At 63.2% G+C, this 14,892-nt stretch carries 21 protein-coding genes and 1 other RNA gene; all 22 read right to left on the reverse strand.

All coding sequences use genetic code 11. The features are described 5' to 3' along the window. On the reverse strand, window positions 1-806 hold an 806-nt coding region (locus IE126_RS24395; protein WP_189382836.1), incomplete at its 3' end, for a hypothetical protein. A 267-nt stretch (window positions 807-1,073) separates the two neighbouring features. Then, window positions 1,074-1,640, reverse strand: a complete 567-nt coding sequence (locus IE126_RS24400) for a phage virion morphogenesis protein (protein ID WP_189382839.1) — start codon at window positions 1,638-1,640, stop codon at window positions 1,074-1,076. Between the two features lie 102 nt (window positions 1,641-1,742). Further along, on the reverse strand, window positions 1,743-3,200 hold the full coding sequence (locus IE126_RS24405; protein WP_229825886.1) for a PBECR2 nuclease fold domain-containing protein: 1,458 nt from the start codon (window positions 3,198-3,200) through the stop codon (window positions 1,743-1,745). A 119-nt stretch (window positions 3,201-3,319) separates the two neighbouring features. Then, window positions 3,320-4,711 carry a DUF935 domain-containing protein gene (locus IE126_RS24410; protein ID WP_189382841.1) on the reverse strand — a complete coding sequence of 464 codons (1,392 nt, stop codon included), beginning with the start codon at window positions 4,709-4,711 and terminating at the stop codon, window positions 3,320-3,322. Window positions 4,712-4,904: 193 nt separating this feature from the next. Continuing rightward, a complete protein-coding gene (terL, locus tag IE126_RS24415; RefSeq protein WP_189382843.1) occupies window positions 4,905-6,572 on the reverse strand; it encodes a phage terminase large subunit in 1,668 nt (555 codons plus the stop codon). Beyond that, on the reverse strand, window positions 6,569-7,069 hold the full coding sequence (locus IE126_RS24420; protein WP_189382845.1) for a DUF1804 family protein: 501 nt from the start codon (window positions 7,067-7,069) through the stop codon (window positions 6,569-6,571). Before IE126_RS24420 ends, terL begins: the two co-directional genes overlap by 4 nt. Further along, window positions 7,059-7,304, reverse strand: a complete 246-nt coding sequence (locus tag IE126_RS24425) for a hemolysin XhlA family protein (RefSeq protein ID WP_189382846.1) — start codon at window positions 7,302-7,304, stop codon at window positions 7,059-7,061. The genes IE126_RS24420 and IE126_RS24425 overlap by 11 nt, the downstream gene beginning before the upstream one ends. A gap of 15 nt (window positions 7,305-7,319) precedes the next feature. Further along, window positions 7,320-8,357 (reverse strand): peptidoglycan recognition protein family protein, encoded by a 1,038-nt coding sequence (locus IE126_RS24430; protein WP_189382848.1) that lies wholly within the window; start codon window positions 8,355-8,357, stop codon window positions 7,320-7,322. An 87-nt stretch (window positions 8,358-8,444) separates the two neighbouring features. Beyond that, a complete protein-coding gene (locus tag IE126_RS24435) occupies window positions 8,445-8,831 on the reverse strand; it encodes a hypothetical protein (protein ID WP_189382850.1) in 387 nt (128 codons plus the stop codon). Further along, on the reverse strand, window positions 8,828-9,250 hold the full coding sequence (locus IE126_RS24440) for a hypothetical protein (RefSeq protein ID WP_189382852.1): 423 nt from the start codon (window positions 9,248-9,250) through the stop codon (window positions 8,828-8,830). Before IE126_RS24440 ends, IE126_RS24435 begins: the two co-directional genes overlap by 4 nt. Continuing rightward, window positions 9,250-9,681, reverse strand: a complete 432-nt coding sequence (locus tag IE126_RS24445) for a regulatory protein GemA (protein WP_189382854.1) — start codon at window positions 9,679-9,681, stop codon at window positions 9,250-9,252. Before IE126_RS24445 ends, IE126_RS24440 begins: the two co-directional genes overlap by 1 nt. Then, window positions 9,678-9,887, reverse strand: coding sequence for a hypothetical protein (locus tag IE126_RS24450; protein WP_189382855.1), 210 nt, complete (start codon window positions 9,885-9,887; stop codon window positions 9,678-9,680). Before IE126_RS24450 ends, IE126_RS24445 begins: the two co-directional genes overlap by 4 nt. Then, on the reverse strand, window positions 9,884-10,183 hold the full coding sequence (locus IE126_RS24455; protein WP_189382857.1) for a hypothetical protein: 300 nt from the start codon (window positions 10,181-10,183) through the stop codon (window positions 9,884-9,886). Before IE126_RS24455 ends, IE126_RS24450 begins: the two co-directional genes overlap by 4 nt. Window positions 10,184-10,187: 4 nt before the next feature. Further along, the gene (locus IE126_RS24460; RefSeq protein ID WP_189382859.1) at window positions 10,188-10,757 is read right to left on the reverse strand and encodes a helix-turn-helix domain-containing protein; all 570 of its coding nucleotides are present in this window, start codon (window positions 10,755-10,757) and stop codon (window positions 10,188-10,190) included. Window positions 10,758-10,763: 6 nt separating this feature from the next. After that, an RNA gene (locus IE126_RS24465) (hammerhead ribozyme type II) lies at window positions 10,764-10,850 on the reverse strand. Further along, window positions 10,850-11,125, reverse strand: coding sequence for an HU family DNA-binding protein (locus IE126_RS24470; RefSeq protein WP_189382861.1), 276 nt, complete (start codon window positions 11,123-11,125; stop codon window positions 10,850-10,852). The genes IE126_RS24465 and IE126_RS24470 overlap by 1 nt, the downstream gene beginning before the upstream one ends. 18 nt (window positions 11,126-11,143) lie before the next feature. After that, window positions 11,144-11,755, reverse strand: a complete 612-nt coding sequence (locus tag IE126_RS24475) for a hypothetical protein (RefSeq protein ID WP_189382863.1) — start codon at window positions 11,753-11,755, stop codon at window positions 11,144-11,146. Next, complete coding sequence (locus IE126_RS24480; RefSeq protein WP_189382865.1) at window positions 11,755-12,414, reverse strand: DUF3164 family protein; 660 nt, start codon at window positions 12,412-12,414, stop codon at window positions 11,755-11,757. Before IE126_RS24480 ends, IE126_RS24475 begins: the two co-directional genes overlap by 1 nt. Next, window positions 12,414-12,983 (reverse strand): hypothetical protein, encoded by a 570-nt coding sequence (locus tag IE126_RS24485; protein ID WP_189382867.1) that lies wholly within the window; start codon window positions 12,981-12,983, stop codon window positions 12,414-12,416. Before IE126_RS24485 ends, IE126_RS24480 begins: the two co-directional genes overlap by 1 nt. Next, window positions 12,980-13,354 (reverse strand): hypothetical protein, encoded by a 375-nt coding sequence (locus tag IE126_RS24490; protein ID WP_229825887.1) that lies wholly within the window; start codon window positions 13,352-13,354, stop codon window positions 12,980-12,982. Before IE126_RS24490 ends, IE126_RS24485 begins: the two co-directional genes overlap by 4 nt. Continuing rightward, window positions 13,339-13,932, reverse strand: a complete 594-nt coding sequence (locus IE126_RS24495) for a MarR family transcriptional regulator (protein WP_189382869.1) — start codon at window positions 13,930-13,932, stop codon at window positions 13,339-13,341. Before IE126_RS24495 ends, IE126_RS24490 begins: the two co-directional genes overlap by 16 nt. After that, a complete protein-coding gene (locus IE126_RS24500) occupies window positions 13,929-14,702 on the reverse strand; it encodes an ATP-binding protein (protein ID WP_189382871.1) in 774 nt (257 codons plus the stop codon). Before IE126_RS24500 ends, IE126_RS24495 begins: the two co-directional genes overlap by 4 nt. Window positions 14,703-14,892 lie beyond the last annotated feature (190 nt).

Below are 14,892 nucleotides of genomic sequence, written 5' to 3' on the forward strand. Positions count from 1 at the left end.
AGGCGCTCGGCAAAGGCGACGTGTTCGTCATGGGCGGCGGCGGCTTCCCGGGCGGCGATCTTCTTTTCGCGCTCGGAAAGCTCGGCCTCGCGTGCAGCGAAGGCCGGATCGGGCTGCTGGGTCACAGCGGGCTCCTTTTTCGGTTGGTGATTTTCAAGGGGTTGCGGCGGCGTGATGCCATCGGCGGAGAACCCGGCGGGGCCGGGCTTCTCGGACAGTTCGGCCTCGGCCAGCCATTCCAGCCGATAGGACGGCAGCGCACGCTCCGCGTCTTCCAGACTGAATTTCTCGATGAAGAGATCGCGGATCGTCCGCAGAAGCGAGGCGGTTTCCTCGAAGCCAGCCTCGCCGAAGCGGGCCGTGAAGATCGCCGCCGCAGGCGCGTCGGCAGAGAAGGCCGCATTCTTCAGGCCTGGCACGCCCGGCGCGGCGGCCCCCAGGAACCCGACATGCTTCGGATACCAGTTGCCCGGCACCGGGTTGTGCGGCTGCGACGGCGAGAAATACGCCATCGACACTTTCTTGAACCGCCCGGCCTTCACCATATCGGCAAAGACGGGGTCGATTTCGTGGAGATTGGCGAACAGCCGGTCGTCGGCATATTCGAAGCTCTGGACCCAGCCATAGGCCGGGGCATCGGTCGAGGGATGCCCGACGACAACCGGCGCCGGGGCCGTCGCCGGGTCATATGCATCGGCGATGGCACGCAGGTCGGCGGCCGAATAGGTGATCGGGTCGCCCTCCATCGGCCGGAATGTGCCGGGGCGGAAAACCTCGATGCGGGCGGTGAGAGGCGTGTCGGTCATGGTGCATCCGGGTGAAACTCCGGGCAACATGACAGGGCGCGAAACGCCATGTGGCCGGACCCGAGGTCCGACAGGTCACGATGGCAAAGCGGGGTCATCATGGGGCCGAACGGCCCGCCGATCAATCCAGAACCGGCGATCCCCGCAAAAGACGCCCGCAGAGCGATCCTGACGGGGGGCTGACGGGGGTGACGCCTCTTGCGCGGGCCGTTGCGCCCGGAGATCGGTCAAACCGCCCTGCGGGCCGCTTTTCGCGGTTCGAAAAATTCACCGGATCAGCCAGTCTTCGGCGTCTTCGCGGATGCCCATTTCATCATCCGAGGTCAGGCCAAGGAACGGCCGCGCCGGGATGCTGATCTTGCGCCCCGGGATCGTGACATCGGTGACGACATCGGCTTCAGACTTCCTGACAAACCGGCGACCGATCTGGCCATCTGGTTCCCGCTTTCGGTAGATCTTGGCCGCGCGGGCCGGTTGTTCGATCTGGGCGCCCAGCTGGTGGGCGGCGGCATAGGCCACAGCTGAACCGACCTCCACCTGATCCGCGCTGGCCTCATAGTTGAGAGATCCGGCGAGATAGCCGCGCGCCCGCAGAATATGGATGGGCGTCAACTTCAGATACTCCCGCTGCCTGATCCGCCGTTGGCTGAGCTTCTGCCAGGGCGATCCGTCAGGCGCCGTTTCGGTCTCGAAACGGTCCCTCGACGATGTCAGCATCCGTTCGCCGACCGACTTGTAGAACGGCAGCCGGTCTTCCATGCGCTCGATCAGGGCGCGCAGACCGGCGCGGGCCTCGTCCTGGCTGAACTCGACGGTGATCTTGATCCCGGTCATTGAATTTTCGCACCTTTCAGGCTATGTTTCTGGGGTTGAAGAGACGTGGCGGCGATGGCCCTGGTAGGTTCTTCGATCATGACGGCCGGATCGCCCTGGCCGTCATTTGCGTTTCCAGAGCAATTTCCCGCCGCGCCGCCGGTCCAGCAGCTTGGGATCAGGCTGGCCATTCTTCTTGGTCGGATCGTAGACCGTAATCGGCTCCCACCAGCGCCGCCCGACCTCCATCACGACAACAATGCCCAGATCGGGATCAACCCGTATGTAGCGGCGGTCGACCAGCAGCTCCTGAATCGTCTCGTCCAGCGGATCGGGCTTCGCCGCAACGCCGAGCCAGATTTCATCCGGGTCGATGAGGGCCTCGGCCATCAGCGGCGTAAGCCGCGCCCGACCGCGCTTGCCAACCTTCCACCGGCCATCCCGCGCGCGGAAGAGCTCCTCCGATATCGGGACGGCATGGCCTGCTGCATCTGTCCAGAGAGCCGCGCGACCGATATCCGCACCAAACGGCTGAAGGAACGCCCGGACGTAATCCTCGTCCGACAGGCCCGCTTCCGGCAGTGGCCGGGCAGAGAACGGCTTGGCCGCGTTGAGAAGATCCTGCAACGGCGCCGGGGGATCGATCTGGACCGCATGCCGCCCCTCATGGATCAGACCGCCGCCTTCGTCGATCAGAGCGGACGGCACCAGACCACGCTCCCAGAGATTGCCGGGTTGATAATCCCAGCCATAGCCGATCCCCTCGGGCAGCATGACGGTCTCCCCGCTGGCCTTGTGGGTGAAGGGCGCGCGGACGACTTCCGGCGCGGTATCCGGGCCGGACTTGCCCAGGCGCCGCAGATCGCCGCGCGACAAGGTTTCGACGCCACAGGAGCATTTCCAGTCGTTCGGCGGGAAATGGGTATCCCACCACGGATCATCATGCATGAGAACCATACCATTCCAGGCCACATGCTCCGGGCGCGGGTTCATCGGCACGCGGGTGTCGGCATGCCGGTAGCGCCAGTAGGGCCGGATCTTCACGAGATCCGGGTCGCGCATCTGGCGCAGCCGCCCTGCCATGTAGGAGGTGCGGATATTGGTCTCGAAGATCGTGCGGACGCGCCAGTTGCGGCCGCCGTTGTAGGACCAGCCGTATTTGTCGACGATCCGGTCGAACTCCTTGCCGAAGGTGCCGATGTCATAGGTGCGGGCCGCATTGATGACAGCCGAATGAAATTCCTCGAGCATCGCCATGTTGGTGGCCCCCGCCACCACAAAGGCGCGGTCATGATCGCCGTGCATGGCGTCAGTCCAGACCTTTGTGGGCTTCAGGCGCTTTTGCGTCAGGAAGTCGATCTGGTCGCGGAATTCCTGACGGATCGGCTGTGCCTCGTCGGCGAAGGCGGGGCCGTCCATCTCCGCGAAAACCGCCTCGCGCCCCTCCAGCGCTGCCAGTTCCATCGCCGGGGACAAGATCGCCTCGAGGGAATTGGGCGTCCAGCGGGCGGCAAGGTCAAGGATGCCTCTCGAGATCGAGACCTCGATATCTTCGAGCGGCGAAACCTCTATGGCATCCACAAGCACCGCCCGGATCGCGGCGACCCGTTTGGTGAAATATCCCTCGGCCGCCGCCAGCGCCTGTTCGGTGATCCGGTCAACCGGCCCGCCGGGTTCGGAGAAACAGACGTGACGGTGGGTCAGCGTTTTTTTTTGAGCCGGGTGGCCGAGAACATGGCTGGATCGCCGGTGACGAAGGGATCTGGTTCCACATCGGCCCCCGCGAAATCATGCCGGGCCTCGACCAGAGCGTCTATGGCCTTGTCGGACAGCGCATCGGTGATGTCGAAGCTGACGATGTATTCCCGCGCCACCTCATCATCCTCGAATGCCCCGGCCTGTTTCACGATCTGCTTGATGGCGTCATCCAGCACCTTCGCGGCCTCGGCCTTGGTCTTGCGGGTTCCGGCCTCGGCCTGTTCATTCTTCGGCCGGATGCGCCAGACGCTGGGGACGGCCGCGCCGGGCAGGTTGTAATCGACGATCCACTGGCAGAGCTGCGACCGCAGGGTATCCGCCAGCAGGTCGCCGTCACTGTCGGCAAGCACGTCCAGCTGCTCCTGATGGACTTCGCCCAGGGCGCGATTGCCGCCATTAGCCCCGACCTGCGTGGTCAGGGTTTCGCCGGTGACACAGATCGAGATCTGCCGGTCCCAGTAGCTCACGAACTCCTCATAGGTCACGGTGCCGGAGCGGCTGGCTTCCAGAAACTCGATCTCGGTCCCGATGGGCGCCGTGATGGCCGATGCGGTGCGCACCGAAAGCAGGGTGTTCAGGAGCTTGTTCTGTTCTTCCGTCAGCATGCCGTAGGGCGTTTTGCCCACCACGGTCGGCCCCGCGAATTTCTCGAGGAAGTGCAGCCAGAAGGCGATGCCCTCGCGCTTGAACAGCACGGCCCAGAACAATCGACTGCCGAGACCGAGGCCATAGGGATTATTCCCCTCGACACCGAAACGATGGACAACGAACTTGCGCTCGGGCAGCTGCTCACCGGGCTGCATGTTCGACAGTGTCAGGAGCCTGGGCTGCCAGTCGCGGTCAAAGCCGAAACGGCGCTGATCATGGATCACGATGGACGCAGGCAGGATTTCCGAACCGTCGCGCTTCCAAACGACTTCACCCACGGCGAAGCCCTTCAGGGTCGCCTTCAGCAACCCTTTGCAGATCTGGTCGAACGGAAGCGCCTTGAAGCATTTCTCGACCAGCTCCGCCGCCCGCTTGTCGCGGGGCAGATCGCCGCCCGGCTCCACCTCCCAGACGCGCGAGATCAGGGCATTGCGCCGCTTTTCCAGCATCGCCCCGGCATGGGTGTCGCGCTCGATCTCATCGTAAAGTGCCAGCCCCTTGCCGCCGCCCTGCTGGATCAGCGTATCGTCAGCATGCTGGAGCAGGCCCGAGTAATAGGGGATGGTGATGTCATTCTGGACATTGGCAATCAGCGTCCGTGCCTCGGCGGGCAGGTTCTTGCGCGGTGCCTCGGCATGGGCGACAGGCTGAGCCTTGGGGCGGGATTTGTGTTTGCGGCGGCTCATTGCTCACCCATTTTTTCTTTCGGAAGAATGACAGGAAGGTGCGACGGCATGAGATCCGTGACTTTGGCATCGCGCCATTCTGTCCATCTGTGCGGGTCGCCAAAACGGTTGCGTATGCCGGAGAACTGTTCTTCAACCTGCAATATTAACCGCCCGCGAAGTCCCAACCGAAACCGGCTATTACCCGTAAGCATCACCTGTGCCCTCCAAGCCGATAGCCGCCCAGCCGGTCGCCACCACCCGAAGCAACGGTCGCGGTGTGCATCTGACCCGCCGCACCGCCGCCTGCGTAATACAGGGTGTTTTGCCAGAGCATGTCGAGGCAGTCCGGGCCGTCGTCATGGGCAGCATTCGGCCATTGCTGGAGCTGCTCGATCAGGGTGACATGATCCGGGCTGAAGCGGATCAGCCCCGCCTTGACCGGAGGCTGCAACCGCTCGATGCGCAAATTTTTATCGCCAATCGGCGTGATCGGAACGGCGGAAACGCCAACACCTTGCCGGGCAGCCTCTCCCATCAGGGAGGTGCGCAGGAACTCCTGAAACTGCACGGACTCGACGAACCACAGGAGCGCCCGGTATTCGCGCTGAAGCGCAATGGTGTCAGAAATGATGATGTCCGGTAGCCGCTTGCGGATCGACGCCTCGACGACATCCATCTTGCCCGAGAGCCGGTCGAAGCCGCCGATCAGGATCGCGGAGGGATCACGCCCCTTGCCGTTCTTACCGAGGGACGGATCGATGCCGCCAAAGAACACCCATTCCCGCACCCGCGCTGTCCAGTAATGCAGTTTGGCGAAGGGATTGCCCTCGCTCATCGGCTGGTTCTGGTATTCGGTGGCGAAGGCATCATGGGAACCGGCGCGTTCCAGCATCAGCCAGACCAAGGGCTGAACCGAGGGCCAGTTGACGACCGCGCCCGCATCCATTTCGGCGCGGCGAGGCTCGTAGAAGGCCATAGCCTCTTCCTTGCCCTCGTTCTGGTAGATTTCCTCGAACTGGTCCCAGAGGTCCATGCGGTCAGGCCATTTCATGATCGCCTGAAACTTGGTGACCCGCCACATGGGCTTTTTCGAAGCGCGGACCAGAACGGCATCCCAGTGCAGAACCGTGCCGACCCAGATCACATGCATCGAACCATCGGGCGGTCCGACTTTCAGGGCGGCCTTGGCAATCCAGCTTTCCAGCTTGTCGCGCTGTTCGGGCGAGCGGACGGCCTCGTCATTCTCGATATCGTCGAAGAACAGGGTGTCAGGCCGGTAGGGGCCATGGCGACGGCCGCGCAGTTTCTGACCGGCGCCGACACCCTCGACGCGGATATCCTGACGGGTGACGATTTCGGCCTCGCGCCAGACCCGGCCTTGCCCGCAGGCATCGGGGAAATCGCTTTGCAGGCGCGGGTTGGTGGTCAGTTCCGCCTTGATCGCCTCGATCAACAGGGCGGCCTGAGCGTATACGTCACAAACCTCAATCGTGTAACGGGTCTTGCGCAGGATGATCCGATAAAGTGCCAGGCCGAGGGAAAGGTGGGTCGATTTGGAAGACCCACGCGGGGCGATGAACATCTCGCGCTCGCCCTTCTCGGCCGACATGATCGCAGGCACCCGTGCGAAGACCGCCTCGTGAAACAGGCTGGCATCGCCGCGCACATAATGCGGCAGATAGGTTTCCATGAAGAAACGGAACCCGCCTTCGTCACAGGCTTTGACCCGGCGCACCCGCTCGGCTTTCGCGGCGGGGTCGGATGTGAACGCCTCGACATTCAGCTCGATCTCGCGCGCGAAATCTGCCGCCATTTCCGCGATCTTGTTGCGGAACTCCTTCTGGCTGACGGCGGCCTTCAGCTTCGGCCGCGCGCTCATGTCGTGTAGATCTCGGTCAGACGTTCGCCGAAGGGTTCGATGATCTCGAGGATCACCTGGGCGTGCTGCGGGAAGTTCTCCTTCACAAAATCGAGGAGCTTCGCCATCACGTCCTGGGCAACACCGAGTTCGGAGATCTTGGGCGCGAGGCGCTTGGCGCTGGCGGTGACCTTGGTCATCGCATCGGCCAGCGAAACCAGCATCTCGACCTTTTCCTTGGTCGTGTGCACGCCGTCCTTGATTTCGTCCAGCGTGGCCTGCGCCTGGATCATGAAGTCCTCGAGGACCGAGGACACCACGGCCTCCATGCCTTCGCCCGCGATCACATGCGCGGTGCGGGCCTTGTCCCAGTCGTCGCCTGCATCCTTTGCTGCCTTTTTCCAGCGGCCGACCGTTGCCTCGCTGATGCTGTATGCGGCGGCAATGGTCGATTGCATCATGCGGCGGTAGACGTAATCCGACCGCACCTTGCGCTTCAGGTCTTCCTTAGCCGACATTGAGGCCACCCCCGAGAATGAATGCGACCGCGCCTGCAATGATGCCACCGATCACCAGCCGGGTGATCCAGGTGATGCCCGACTGGATCTCGCCCAGAGAGCGTTCGATGTTCTGGCTGCGCACGGTCTCCCCCGCAGAATGGATTTCGAGTTTGGTGAGGCGGCTCTCATGCGCGTCCAGACGCAGATGCGCCTGGGCGAGCCGTTCCGCCTGGTGCTGGGGCAGGTCCGACACGATGAGACTTTCCGTTTACGAGGTCTTGCCGGTGCGGTGATCCTCGACGCGGGCCTGTCCAGCCCGCCACGATTGCCATGCGACGAAGGCCCCGGCCGCAAGAATGACGAGGCCAGCCGCAAGGCCGTGATCGTCGAACAGCTGCTGGATCGCCTGCGACTGGCCCGTCACCTGCGAAATCACCCCGGTCATCTGATCGAATGCAGTGATGGCGCCACCGCCCGCGATCAGGGCGCCGATCCGGGTATTGACCAGCGAGGCTTGTGCGATGCGGCTGCCCCCGGCCGACAGATCGGCCAGTGTTGCCAGCGCGCGTGCCGGGGCAACCTCGCGGGGCTTCGACGCGCCAAGCACTTCGCGCGTCAGTGGGCCGACAATGCCATCGGCGACGAGGTGATTATCCGCCTGGAAGGCCAGCACTGCCGCCCGGGTGCGTGCACCGAAGATGCTGTCCAGCGCCCCGGGGAAGTAACCGATTGACTCCAGCATGACCTGAAGACCACGCACCAGATCGCCGCGATCTCCGAGGCGCAAGGTGGTGATGCGGTTCGGCAGGACTTCCAGATCACTAAGGGCGGGCGGCAGATCCTGACGGATCATGTCAGCGGCGCCAGCCAGATCGCCCAGACCACCACGCGCATCCAGCCGCAGGACGGCCTTGTAATCGAAGACGGGGCACTCCTTGCGGGCGACCTCCCGGTGGCCATGAAACGTCACGGTGCCACGATATGCCTCGTCGATATCAAGGCAGAGGCCACGCAGGGTCGAAAACTGCGCTTCGGTGAACTTGTCGATGTCGAGGCCATGGAGGCAGATGGCAATGGTGCCAGTGTTGTTTCCTTCCTGAGCCGCCGGGATCTTCTCCAGATCGCGACCAGTCTCAAGGGTGCCATCCTTGCGGATGAAGAAGTGATAGCCGATGCCAGCCCAGCCTTTTTCACGATGCCAGCGGTCGATCACCGCTGCGCTGTCATGTTCCGGCCGGTCGGATGCCGAGCAATGCACGAAGACGCGGGAAACGGGGCGGGCGGGTTTGCGGAAAGTGTAGGACACGGCGCTGGACCTGTTTTGGGAATGGTTCCAAGCCGGTATGCCTTGCGGTTGCAGGCAGGGTGGCCGGACATCAGGTCCGACAGCAGATCAGTCGAAAAGATCGGGTTGGCGGTCGTCGCCGCTGCGGTTCGACATGCGTCGAACATGGCGCTGTGACACACCGAGGGCACGGGCAATCGCACCGCGATCCATGCCCTGCGCCTCCATCCGCTTCACATCAGCCAGCACCGAACGGGGGCGGCGCGCATGAGGCACATAGAGCTTCTCGCCATTGAGAAAATGACATAGCGCATATCCGTCAGTTTCACCAAGAGCCTTGATGACCGGGTGATCCGGCCCCGGCCGAACCGGGAAACGCAGGTCACAGCCGCCGAAATTCTGGATAAGGGAAAGCACCACCCGCAGGCCAAGCGTCTCCGCCACGTCAACCATTGACGTGGGCAGATCATCGATGCGGGCGGGCAAGCGGCTCATTCGGCGAGGCCCTTCAGGGCGCGGTTCTCGCGCTCCGCAAAATCTTTCATGGCGCGGGCCATTTCGATTTCGCGCCAGTCGGCAAGGTTCAGCGGCGGCCGAAAACCTGCCCCGCGCATGGGAAGACCGAGACGGGTGGCGGTATTGACCACCGCGAAATACGGACACCCGAAATACTCGCCGATCTCACGAGCGGCGATTCCGGCTGCCCACATCCTCGAGAAATCAGCTTCCTGATGCGGCCGGATCACCTCGCGCCGTCCTGTGCGCCGGTGAGGCAGGCCGAGCGCGGCCGCCCGATCCTGCAAAGCATCGCTCGACATGCCGACCGAAGCCGCCGCCTCGGGGAGCGTCATCTCGCTATCGCACCAGGCGCGACGGATATCACCCGCTGAAGCCCTGATGACCCGCATCGCCATCAGGCTTTCCCCCGCAGCTTCCGGCCCCGGGCCTCCATCTTCTTCAGCGTCTCGATGATGATGGACGCCTGCACATAGGTGAGCAGATCCGGGTCGATGACGACATTCGGGGAGTTGCGGGCCAGCTGCCGCTTGCAGAAGGCGCGCAGGGCGGCATTCGACTTGTCCTCGATGACGCCCAACTGGTGGCAGCTGTGCCAAACGGCATAGAGCTTCTTGATGAAGCCCGGCACATCCGAGGGCACGCGCTTGCCGCCCGACTGCACCCGGAAACCCATCTTTTTCATATGATCGAGGACATCGATGCGCTGACGCTCCGACATCTGCCGCAATGAGGCCAGCCCGGTCACCCGGACCAGCATCGCGCGGTAATCATCCTCGACCATGCCGAGCTGGCCCCGGGCGATGTTGATGATCTGGATCGTGTTCATGCCAGCAGCACCTCCAGCTCAGAGGCGAGATCCCAGAGCGAGTAACGTTCGAACTCCCGGACATCCTCACAGCGGCGCACCATGACAGTCAGGCAACGGCCGAGATTGCCATCATGTTCGATTTCGCCAATCCGACGCAGAACAACTGCGAGCGCGTCCTCGATAATTCGGCGGCGATGTATGAAATTTGCGTTGCTGAAACTCATTCCGCACCGCCTTCCATGGCATCGATCAGTTGCCGCCCGATATCGGTCACCTTGCAGTCGGCATCGATCATCCCAGCGCGGAACAGGGGCCATGCACCTGAAATTGTCATCTTACGACCACGGTCCCGTAAGGCCGAGCCGTTGATCATATCGAGATAGATGTCGCGGCCGTCACTGCTGAGCTCAGCGACAACCGCAGGCGAGGCAATAAATAGGAGCGCGCCGCGCGGGGCGGGTTTCGCCATCGCGGCCTTACATCTCTCGATTTCGTCTGCCGAGAAATTGAATTTCAGCACGCAATCACTCATGGCTGCACCGCGCGCAGGTTTCCGGGTTGGAAATCGAGGGCGTGAATGGCTTCTGGCACAGGGAACAGGGCTGCTGCCCACCGTCCGCGAGGTGCTGCTGCACCTGCTTGCGGTGCTGCGCCCAATAGCCCCGCAGCTGCGACATCGGCACCCCGAAGCGGATGGCTACAGCAGAGAGCTTCTCGCCCCCCCCCAGCAGCCCGAACGCCTCATCCAGCTGCGTATCGGTCAATGCCGGGCGCACCACTGGCAAGAGAGCCGGGGCCTTCGGCTTGTCGATCACCGCAGGCAGCTGTGCCCGCTGCTTGCGCCGCGACCGAGGCTTGGACGGGACCGGCGCGACTTCCTGCGCGATCTGCGCAAGGTCCAGCTCTTGGGCAACCTCATCGTTGCCATCCGTCGCAATCCTGACGCTATCCTCCTCTGCCGCATCATCTTCCAGCGTCAGAAATGCGACGAAACGCTCGGCCAGATCCCGGTCGGCGAGAACACCAACCACAACGGGTTTCTGGACCACCAGTTCGACCTGTCCGTCAGGCCGGTCTCGTAATGTGATCGTCATGACACTCTCCGGCTGCATCATCAGGACCGGGCCACCACGCCCGGCCGACCGTCACCCGGGGCGCACTGCTGTGCCCCGGGTGCGGTTTCGCATCAGGGTTTCGAGGGCTTCGAGACCTTGAAATTCAGGACGCGGGCGGCAGCGATCTCCACATCGGCCCCGGTGCGCGGATTGCGCCCGGTGCGCGCGGCACGCTCCTTCTCGGAGAAGCGGCCGAGGCCGGGCAGCGGGACGATGTAGCCGTTGGCGGTATTGGTGCGGATCACCGGACCAAGCGCGTCCAGGACGGCTTGTGCCTGGGCTTTGGTGACACCGGCCTCGGCAGCAACGAAGGCAACGAGGTCATTCTTGGGGAGAACGTTCGACATGGTCTTTCCTTTCAGAGGTCAGGCTGCATCGGCAGCGATGGAACGGGGCAATTTCAGCAGCCCCATGGACGCGAGCTCTTCGGCCCGCGCTATCCAGGCATCGCGGGATGCAACCCATGACGCGGGGATTTCAGGGATCAGGTCACAGGCGCGCTGGACGTCCTCGCGATCCTCAGCCGTCAGGAAGTCGGCAGGTCGACCGAAGAACACGCCATATTCCGCTTGCAGCGCGACCCAGTCTGCCCGCCGGATTTCCAGCGAATGCGAACGCGGAGGGCATTCCCAGGCAGTGCCGATGATCCGGTCGAGCCTGCCCTTGGCGGCATTGATCGCCGTGCGGACAGCCTGACCTCCGCCGACAAGGCAGAGGTAATCCACCGCCGGGGTGGTGATGTCGCCGATGACGCTTTCATGCGCATCGTGCAGGAGTGCCCAGCCCTTCAGGTCGACGAAGGGGCAAAGCGCCTCGACCAGCAGGCTGTGCGAGGCCACAGACCACGGGCGCGGCGTGCGCCCGTTGTAGCGATTGATCTTGGCCAGAGTGTCCGCGATGGAGAAGGCCGAGAAAAACTCCGGGCCGACAGCGCCAAGATCGACGGTCCCGGCAACAGTGTGAAACGGAATATCCATCACGCCGCCGCCAGATCGATGGTGACCGTTTGCCAAGGTGCGTCGAAAGCTTCACGCATCCTGAACCGCAGGTAGGATTTCGACCCGACGACGCGCATTGCCTCCTTCACCGCGCGCATGGCTTCCTTCCAGCGTCGGTCCTCGACATCGAGGCGCAACAAGGTGAAGATTTCGGAGCGATTGATCTTGCCTTCCTTGTCGGTGTTGAAGGCCCGGGTCACCAGGGCGCGCAGCTCTGGACGGGCATCCGCCGACCACTCGTTCAGGCATTCATCGACCAGCGTCTTGGCGATCTGCAGCTCCGGCCCGAAGTCGATCTGATCCTGTACCCGCACCTCGACGGCAAAGAGGCTGTCGTGCGTCGAATAGGTCCGATTGCCTTTCGCGCCGCCTTTGGTCAGCCCGTATTCCTGCGCCAACAAGGCATCCAGCTCGCCAAGATCGGTGAAGGTGTGACCACGAAAGCGGGTGATCTGGGCCGAGAGGGCGAGCGCAAAGCCCATGATCTTGCGCACCACCTCATCCTCGAGAAGATGTTGCGCCTTGATCACTTCAACCGGCACGAGGGCGCCCTTGGCATCCGCCATATAGGGCTTGCCGTTCACATCAGTGATGCCCGAGGGCATCGTGAACGGGACGATATTGGTTTCACGGGTCATCAGGCGGTTCCTTTCATCGGGATGACATTGGTGATGGGCGGCGGCGCGGTGCGCGGCCGGGTGAGGACGCAGAATGCGGCATGTCGGGCATCGGCATCCGAAAGATCGCCGGTGCGCAGGATCTCGACCGCCGCCACGACCGAGGTGGACATGCGTTCGAAGGCGTTCACCGGCCGGGTGACCGGCGCGATGTTCTCGCGGGCAATGGCGATGGCGGATTGATCTGCGGCGGGCCGCGTCTCCATGTCACCCGGAAGGGCCATTGCCGCGCCGCGCAGGCTATGCAGCCGGAGGCGGGTCTCCTGATTGCTTTCGGCAGCCGCGACAGCGCTGCGGTAAAGGCTGGAAATCGTCGAAGGGCCGCGTTCGCCGAGGGCCAGCCCGATCTGATCCTGCGTGAGGCCGGTGAACTCCGTCAGGATCAGGACCAGATCCTGACGGGCGACATTAAGGCGCGGCAACGGATCACGGCCCGCGAGATCTTCGACCGAAACCCCATGCCAGCCAGCGACCATATCGGTCAGATGATGCGGGGAACGATGATGCGCAGGGAACTTGAGGCGGGTCATTGATCGGCGTCCTTCGGCAAGGGGTTCAGGGGGCAGCGGCGACATGCGCGCCACTGGCGAAGCTTTTCGGGGCGGGATGTCGTCATGGGTGCCTCGGCATGGGCGCGGCACTCATCCGAAGGGATGGAGCGGTGGAGGTGGGGACAGATCACCGCATCCCGGTAAATCTGCACGATCCGCTGGCCATATTTGCGGGTCACCAGATCAAGGCTCTGGGCCGGGTAATCGCCCGACAGCAGCATCGACAGCGAAGACCGGGGCATTCCGCATTCCCGGGCGACCTGGCTGATCGTCTTGCCCTTCGCCACCTCCGCTCGGCAGAGGCCGATCCACTCAGGTTCCGGCAGGTCGAGGTTCAGCGGGGTTTGCACGGAATGTCCTCCCCGGTATTGAAGTCATGGACTGTTTGCAGTTCAGCGCGATAGACGGGAGCACGCGGGCCGGTGTTTCGGATCAGCACCCAGCGCTTGAAGCCATTGCTTCCCATGCTGGTGCCGGGCAGACGGTTGGGAAGCTCCTTTACGAAACCTGCCTGTCCAAGCTGGGCCAGATATTTGCGGGCGTTCTCACGGGCATTCCTTTCGCCATCGCGCGCAGCCGAAGCGACAATCTGCCCGATGGTGAAACGATGATGGATGCGCATTGCGAGCCATGCGCGCTCCCTGAAGGTCTGGCGACGGGTTGCAATTACGCCGGTCTTTCCTTTCGGGCCGGATGTGATGGTAATCCCGGATGAGGCGGCCGCCTTACCGGCTTCCGACAACTGGAAACAACCTGCGGCCATCTTTTCCAGATAGCCGCGCCGCAGGAGTTTACGAGCAGCGTTCATCGCCTGTGCTCTGGTGATCCCGAGCGCCTCGGTCATCTGGTCGGCCGTCAGGCATACGCCTGCCGCGAGATGGCGGAGCAGGGCCGTAGCCGCCGCACCGGGTTTGGTGGTGTCAATCATCGCGCAGCCTCTGGCACGATGATGTCCTTGCCCGTCTCGCGGTTCGACATGATGATCTGACCGGCCATGTCCGTGACCGTCACGCCCTCGGGGCCGACATCGATCCGGCGCCCGAAGCGTTCGATCTTCGAGATCGCCTCGACCATCTCCCGCGAAAAGCCCTTCGAATGGCGCCAGACGAACTGGATGAGGTCATCCGCGACCGGCACCTCGCAAAGCCCTCTCACCAGGTCGCGGGCATCGTCTGGCGAAGCGGGCAGGAATTCGATCTTGTTCGGGGCCCGGCTCTCGATCTGCGGGAAGCGCCGCAGGTTGTCGCGCAGCTTGCCCATGCCGACCATGATCGTGGGCAGGAACTGGATATCCGAGAGGCCCCGGATCGTTTCCATGATTTCCTGTTTGCCCGAGACCAGATCGCATTCGTCGATCACAAGGCCGAACGTGCGATCCTCCAGCGCAGCATCCTCGGCACGGTTTCCCAGCTCGTCGAGGATACGCTTCCAGCGATCCCGGCGCCCCCGGATCGGCTGGGTCACCGAAAGGTTCGCCAGCAACTCCGCCACGAAATCACCGTGCTCCCACCAGCGCTGCGCCCGCAAGTAGATGCTCTGGGTCTGGCTGACCCAGCGGGCCATCGTCGCCGTTTTGCCCAAGCCCGGCTTGCCATCGACCACAACCATGCAGGCTTCCTCGGCGCCACGCTCATCGACCTTGGTCAAGGCGCCCATGAATTTGCGGTAGTTGCTCGTCTCGACAAATACGTCTCGCATCGTCTATGCTCTCCTCATTCCTGACGTTTCTGGTTTAGGCAGCGGCACGGAGGAGGTTCCTAAGCGCCTCCGTGTCGATGCCGGACAGTCTGAACACCTCCCGCGCATTGCTGCGCGCGAGGCAGTCCCGAAGCAGATCAATCTGCCCGGCTGTAAGTTCTTCGGGATGTTTCAAGGCCCATGCCGCAAG

The sequence above is a fragment of the Gemmobacter nanjingensis genome (assembly GCF_014652195.1).
Classification (GTDB): domain Bacteria; phylum Pseudomonadota; class Alphaproteobacteria; order Rhodobacterales; family Rhodobacteraceae; genus Gemmobacter; species Gemmobacter caeni.

Bases quoted from the DNA above. Each gene is read 5' to 3' on its own strand.
- IE126_RS24450 (WP_189382855.1), bottom strand. From the start codon at position 9,887: ATGAGTTTCAGCAACGCAAATTTCATACATCGCCGCCGAATTATCGAG.
- IE126_RS24495 (WP_189382869.1), bottom strand. From the start codon at position 13,932: ATGATTGACACCACCAAACCCGGTGCGGCGGCTACGGCCCTGCTCCGC.
- IE126_RS24440 (WP_189382852.1), bottom strand. From the start codon at position 9,250: ATGGCGATGCGGGTCATCAGGGCTTCAGCGGGTGATATCCGTCGCGCC.
- IE126_RS24420 (WP_189382845.1), bottom strand. From the start codon at position 7,069: ATGTCGGCTAAGGAAGACCTGAAGCGCAAGGTGCGGTCGGATTACGTC.
- IE126_RS24480 (WP_189382865.1), bottom strand. From the start codon at position 12,414: ATGACCCGTGAAACCAATATCGTCCCGTTCACGATGCCCTCGGGCATC.
- IE126_RS24500 (WP_189382871.1), bottom strand. From the start codon at position 14,702: ATGCGAGACGTATTTGTCGAGACGAGCAACTACCGCAAATTCATGGGC.
- IE126_RS24400 (WP_189382839.1), bottom strand. From the start codon at position 1,640: ATGACCGGGATCAAGATCACCGTCGAGTTCAGCCAGGACGAGGCCCGC.
- IE126_RS24475 (WP_189382863.1), bottom strand. From the start codon at position 11,755: ATGGATATTCCGTTTCACACTGTTGCCGGGACCGTCGATCTTGGCGCT.
- IE126_RS24435 (WP_189382850.1), bottom strand. From the start codon at position 8,831: ATGAGCCGCTTGCCCGCCCGCATCGATGATCTGCCCACGTCAATGGTT.
- IE126_RS24460 (WP_189382859.1), bottom strand. From the start codon at position 10,757: ATGACGATCACATTACGAGACCGGCCTGACGGACAGGTCGAACTGGTG.
- IE126_RS24410 (WP_189382841.1), bottom strand. From the start codon at position 4,711: ATGAGCCGCCGCAAACACAAATCCCGCCCCAAGGCTCAGCCTGTCGCC.
- terL (WP_189382843.1), bottom strand. From the start codon at position 6,572: ATGAGCGCGCGGCCGAAGCTGAAGGCCGCCGTCAGCCAGAAGGAGTTC.
- IE126_RS24485 (WP_189382867.1), bottom strand. From the start codon at position 12,983: ATGACCCGCCTCAAGTTCCCTGCGCATCATCGTTCCCCGCATCATCTG.
- IE126_RS24470 (WP_189382861.1), bottom strand. From the start codon at position 11,125: ATGTCGAACGTTCTCCCCAAGAATGACCTCGTTGCCTTCGTTGCTGCC.
- IE126_RS24445 (WP_189382854.1), bottom strand. From the start codon at position 9,681: ATGAACACGATCCAGATCATCAACATCGCCCGGGGCCAGCTCGGCATG.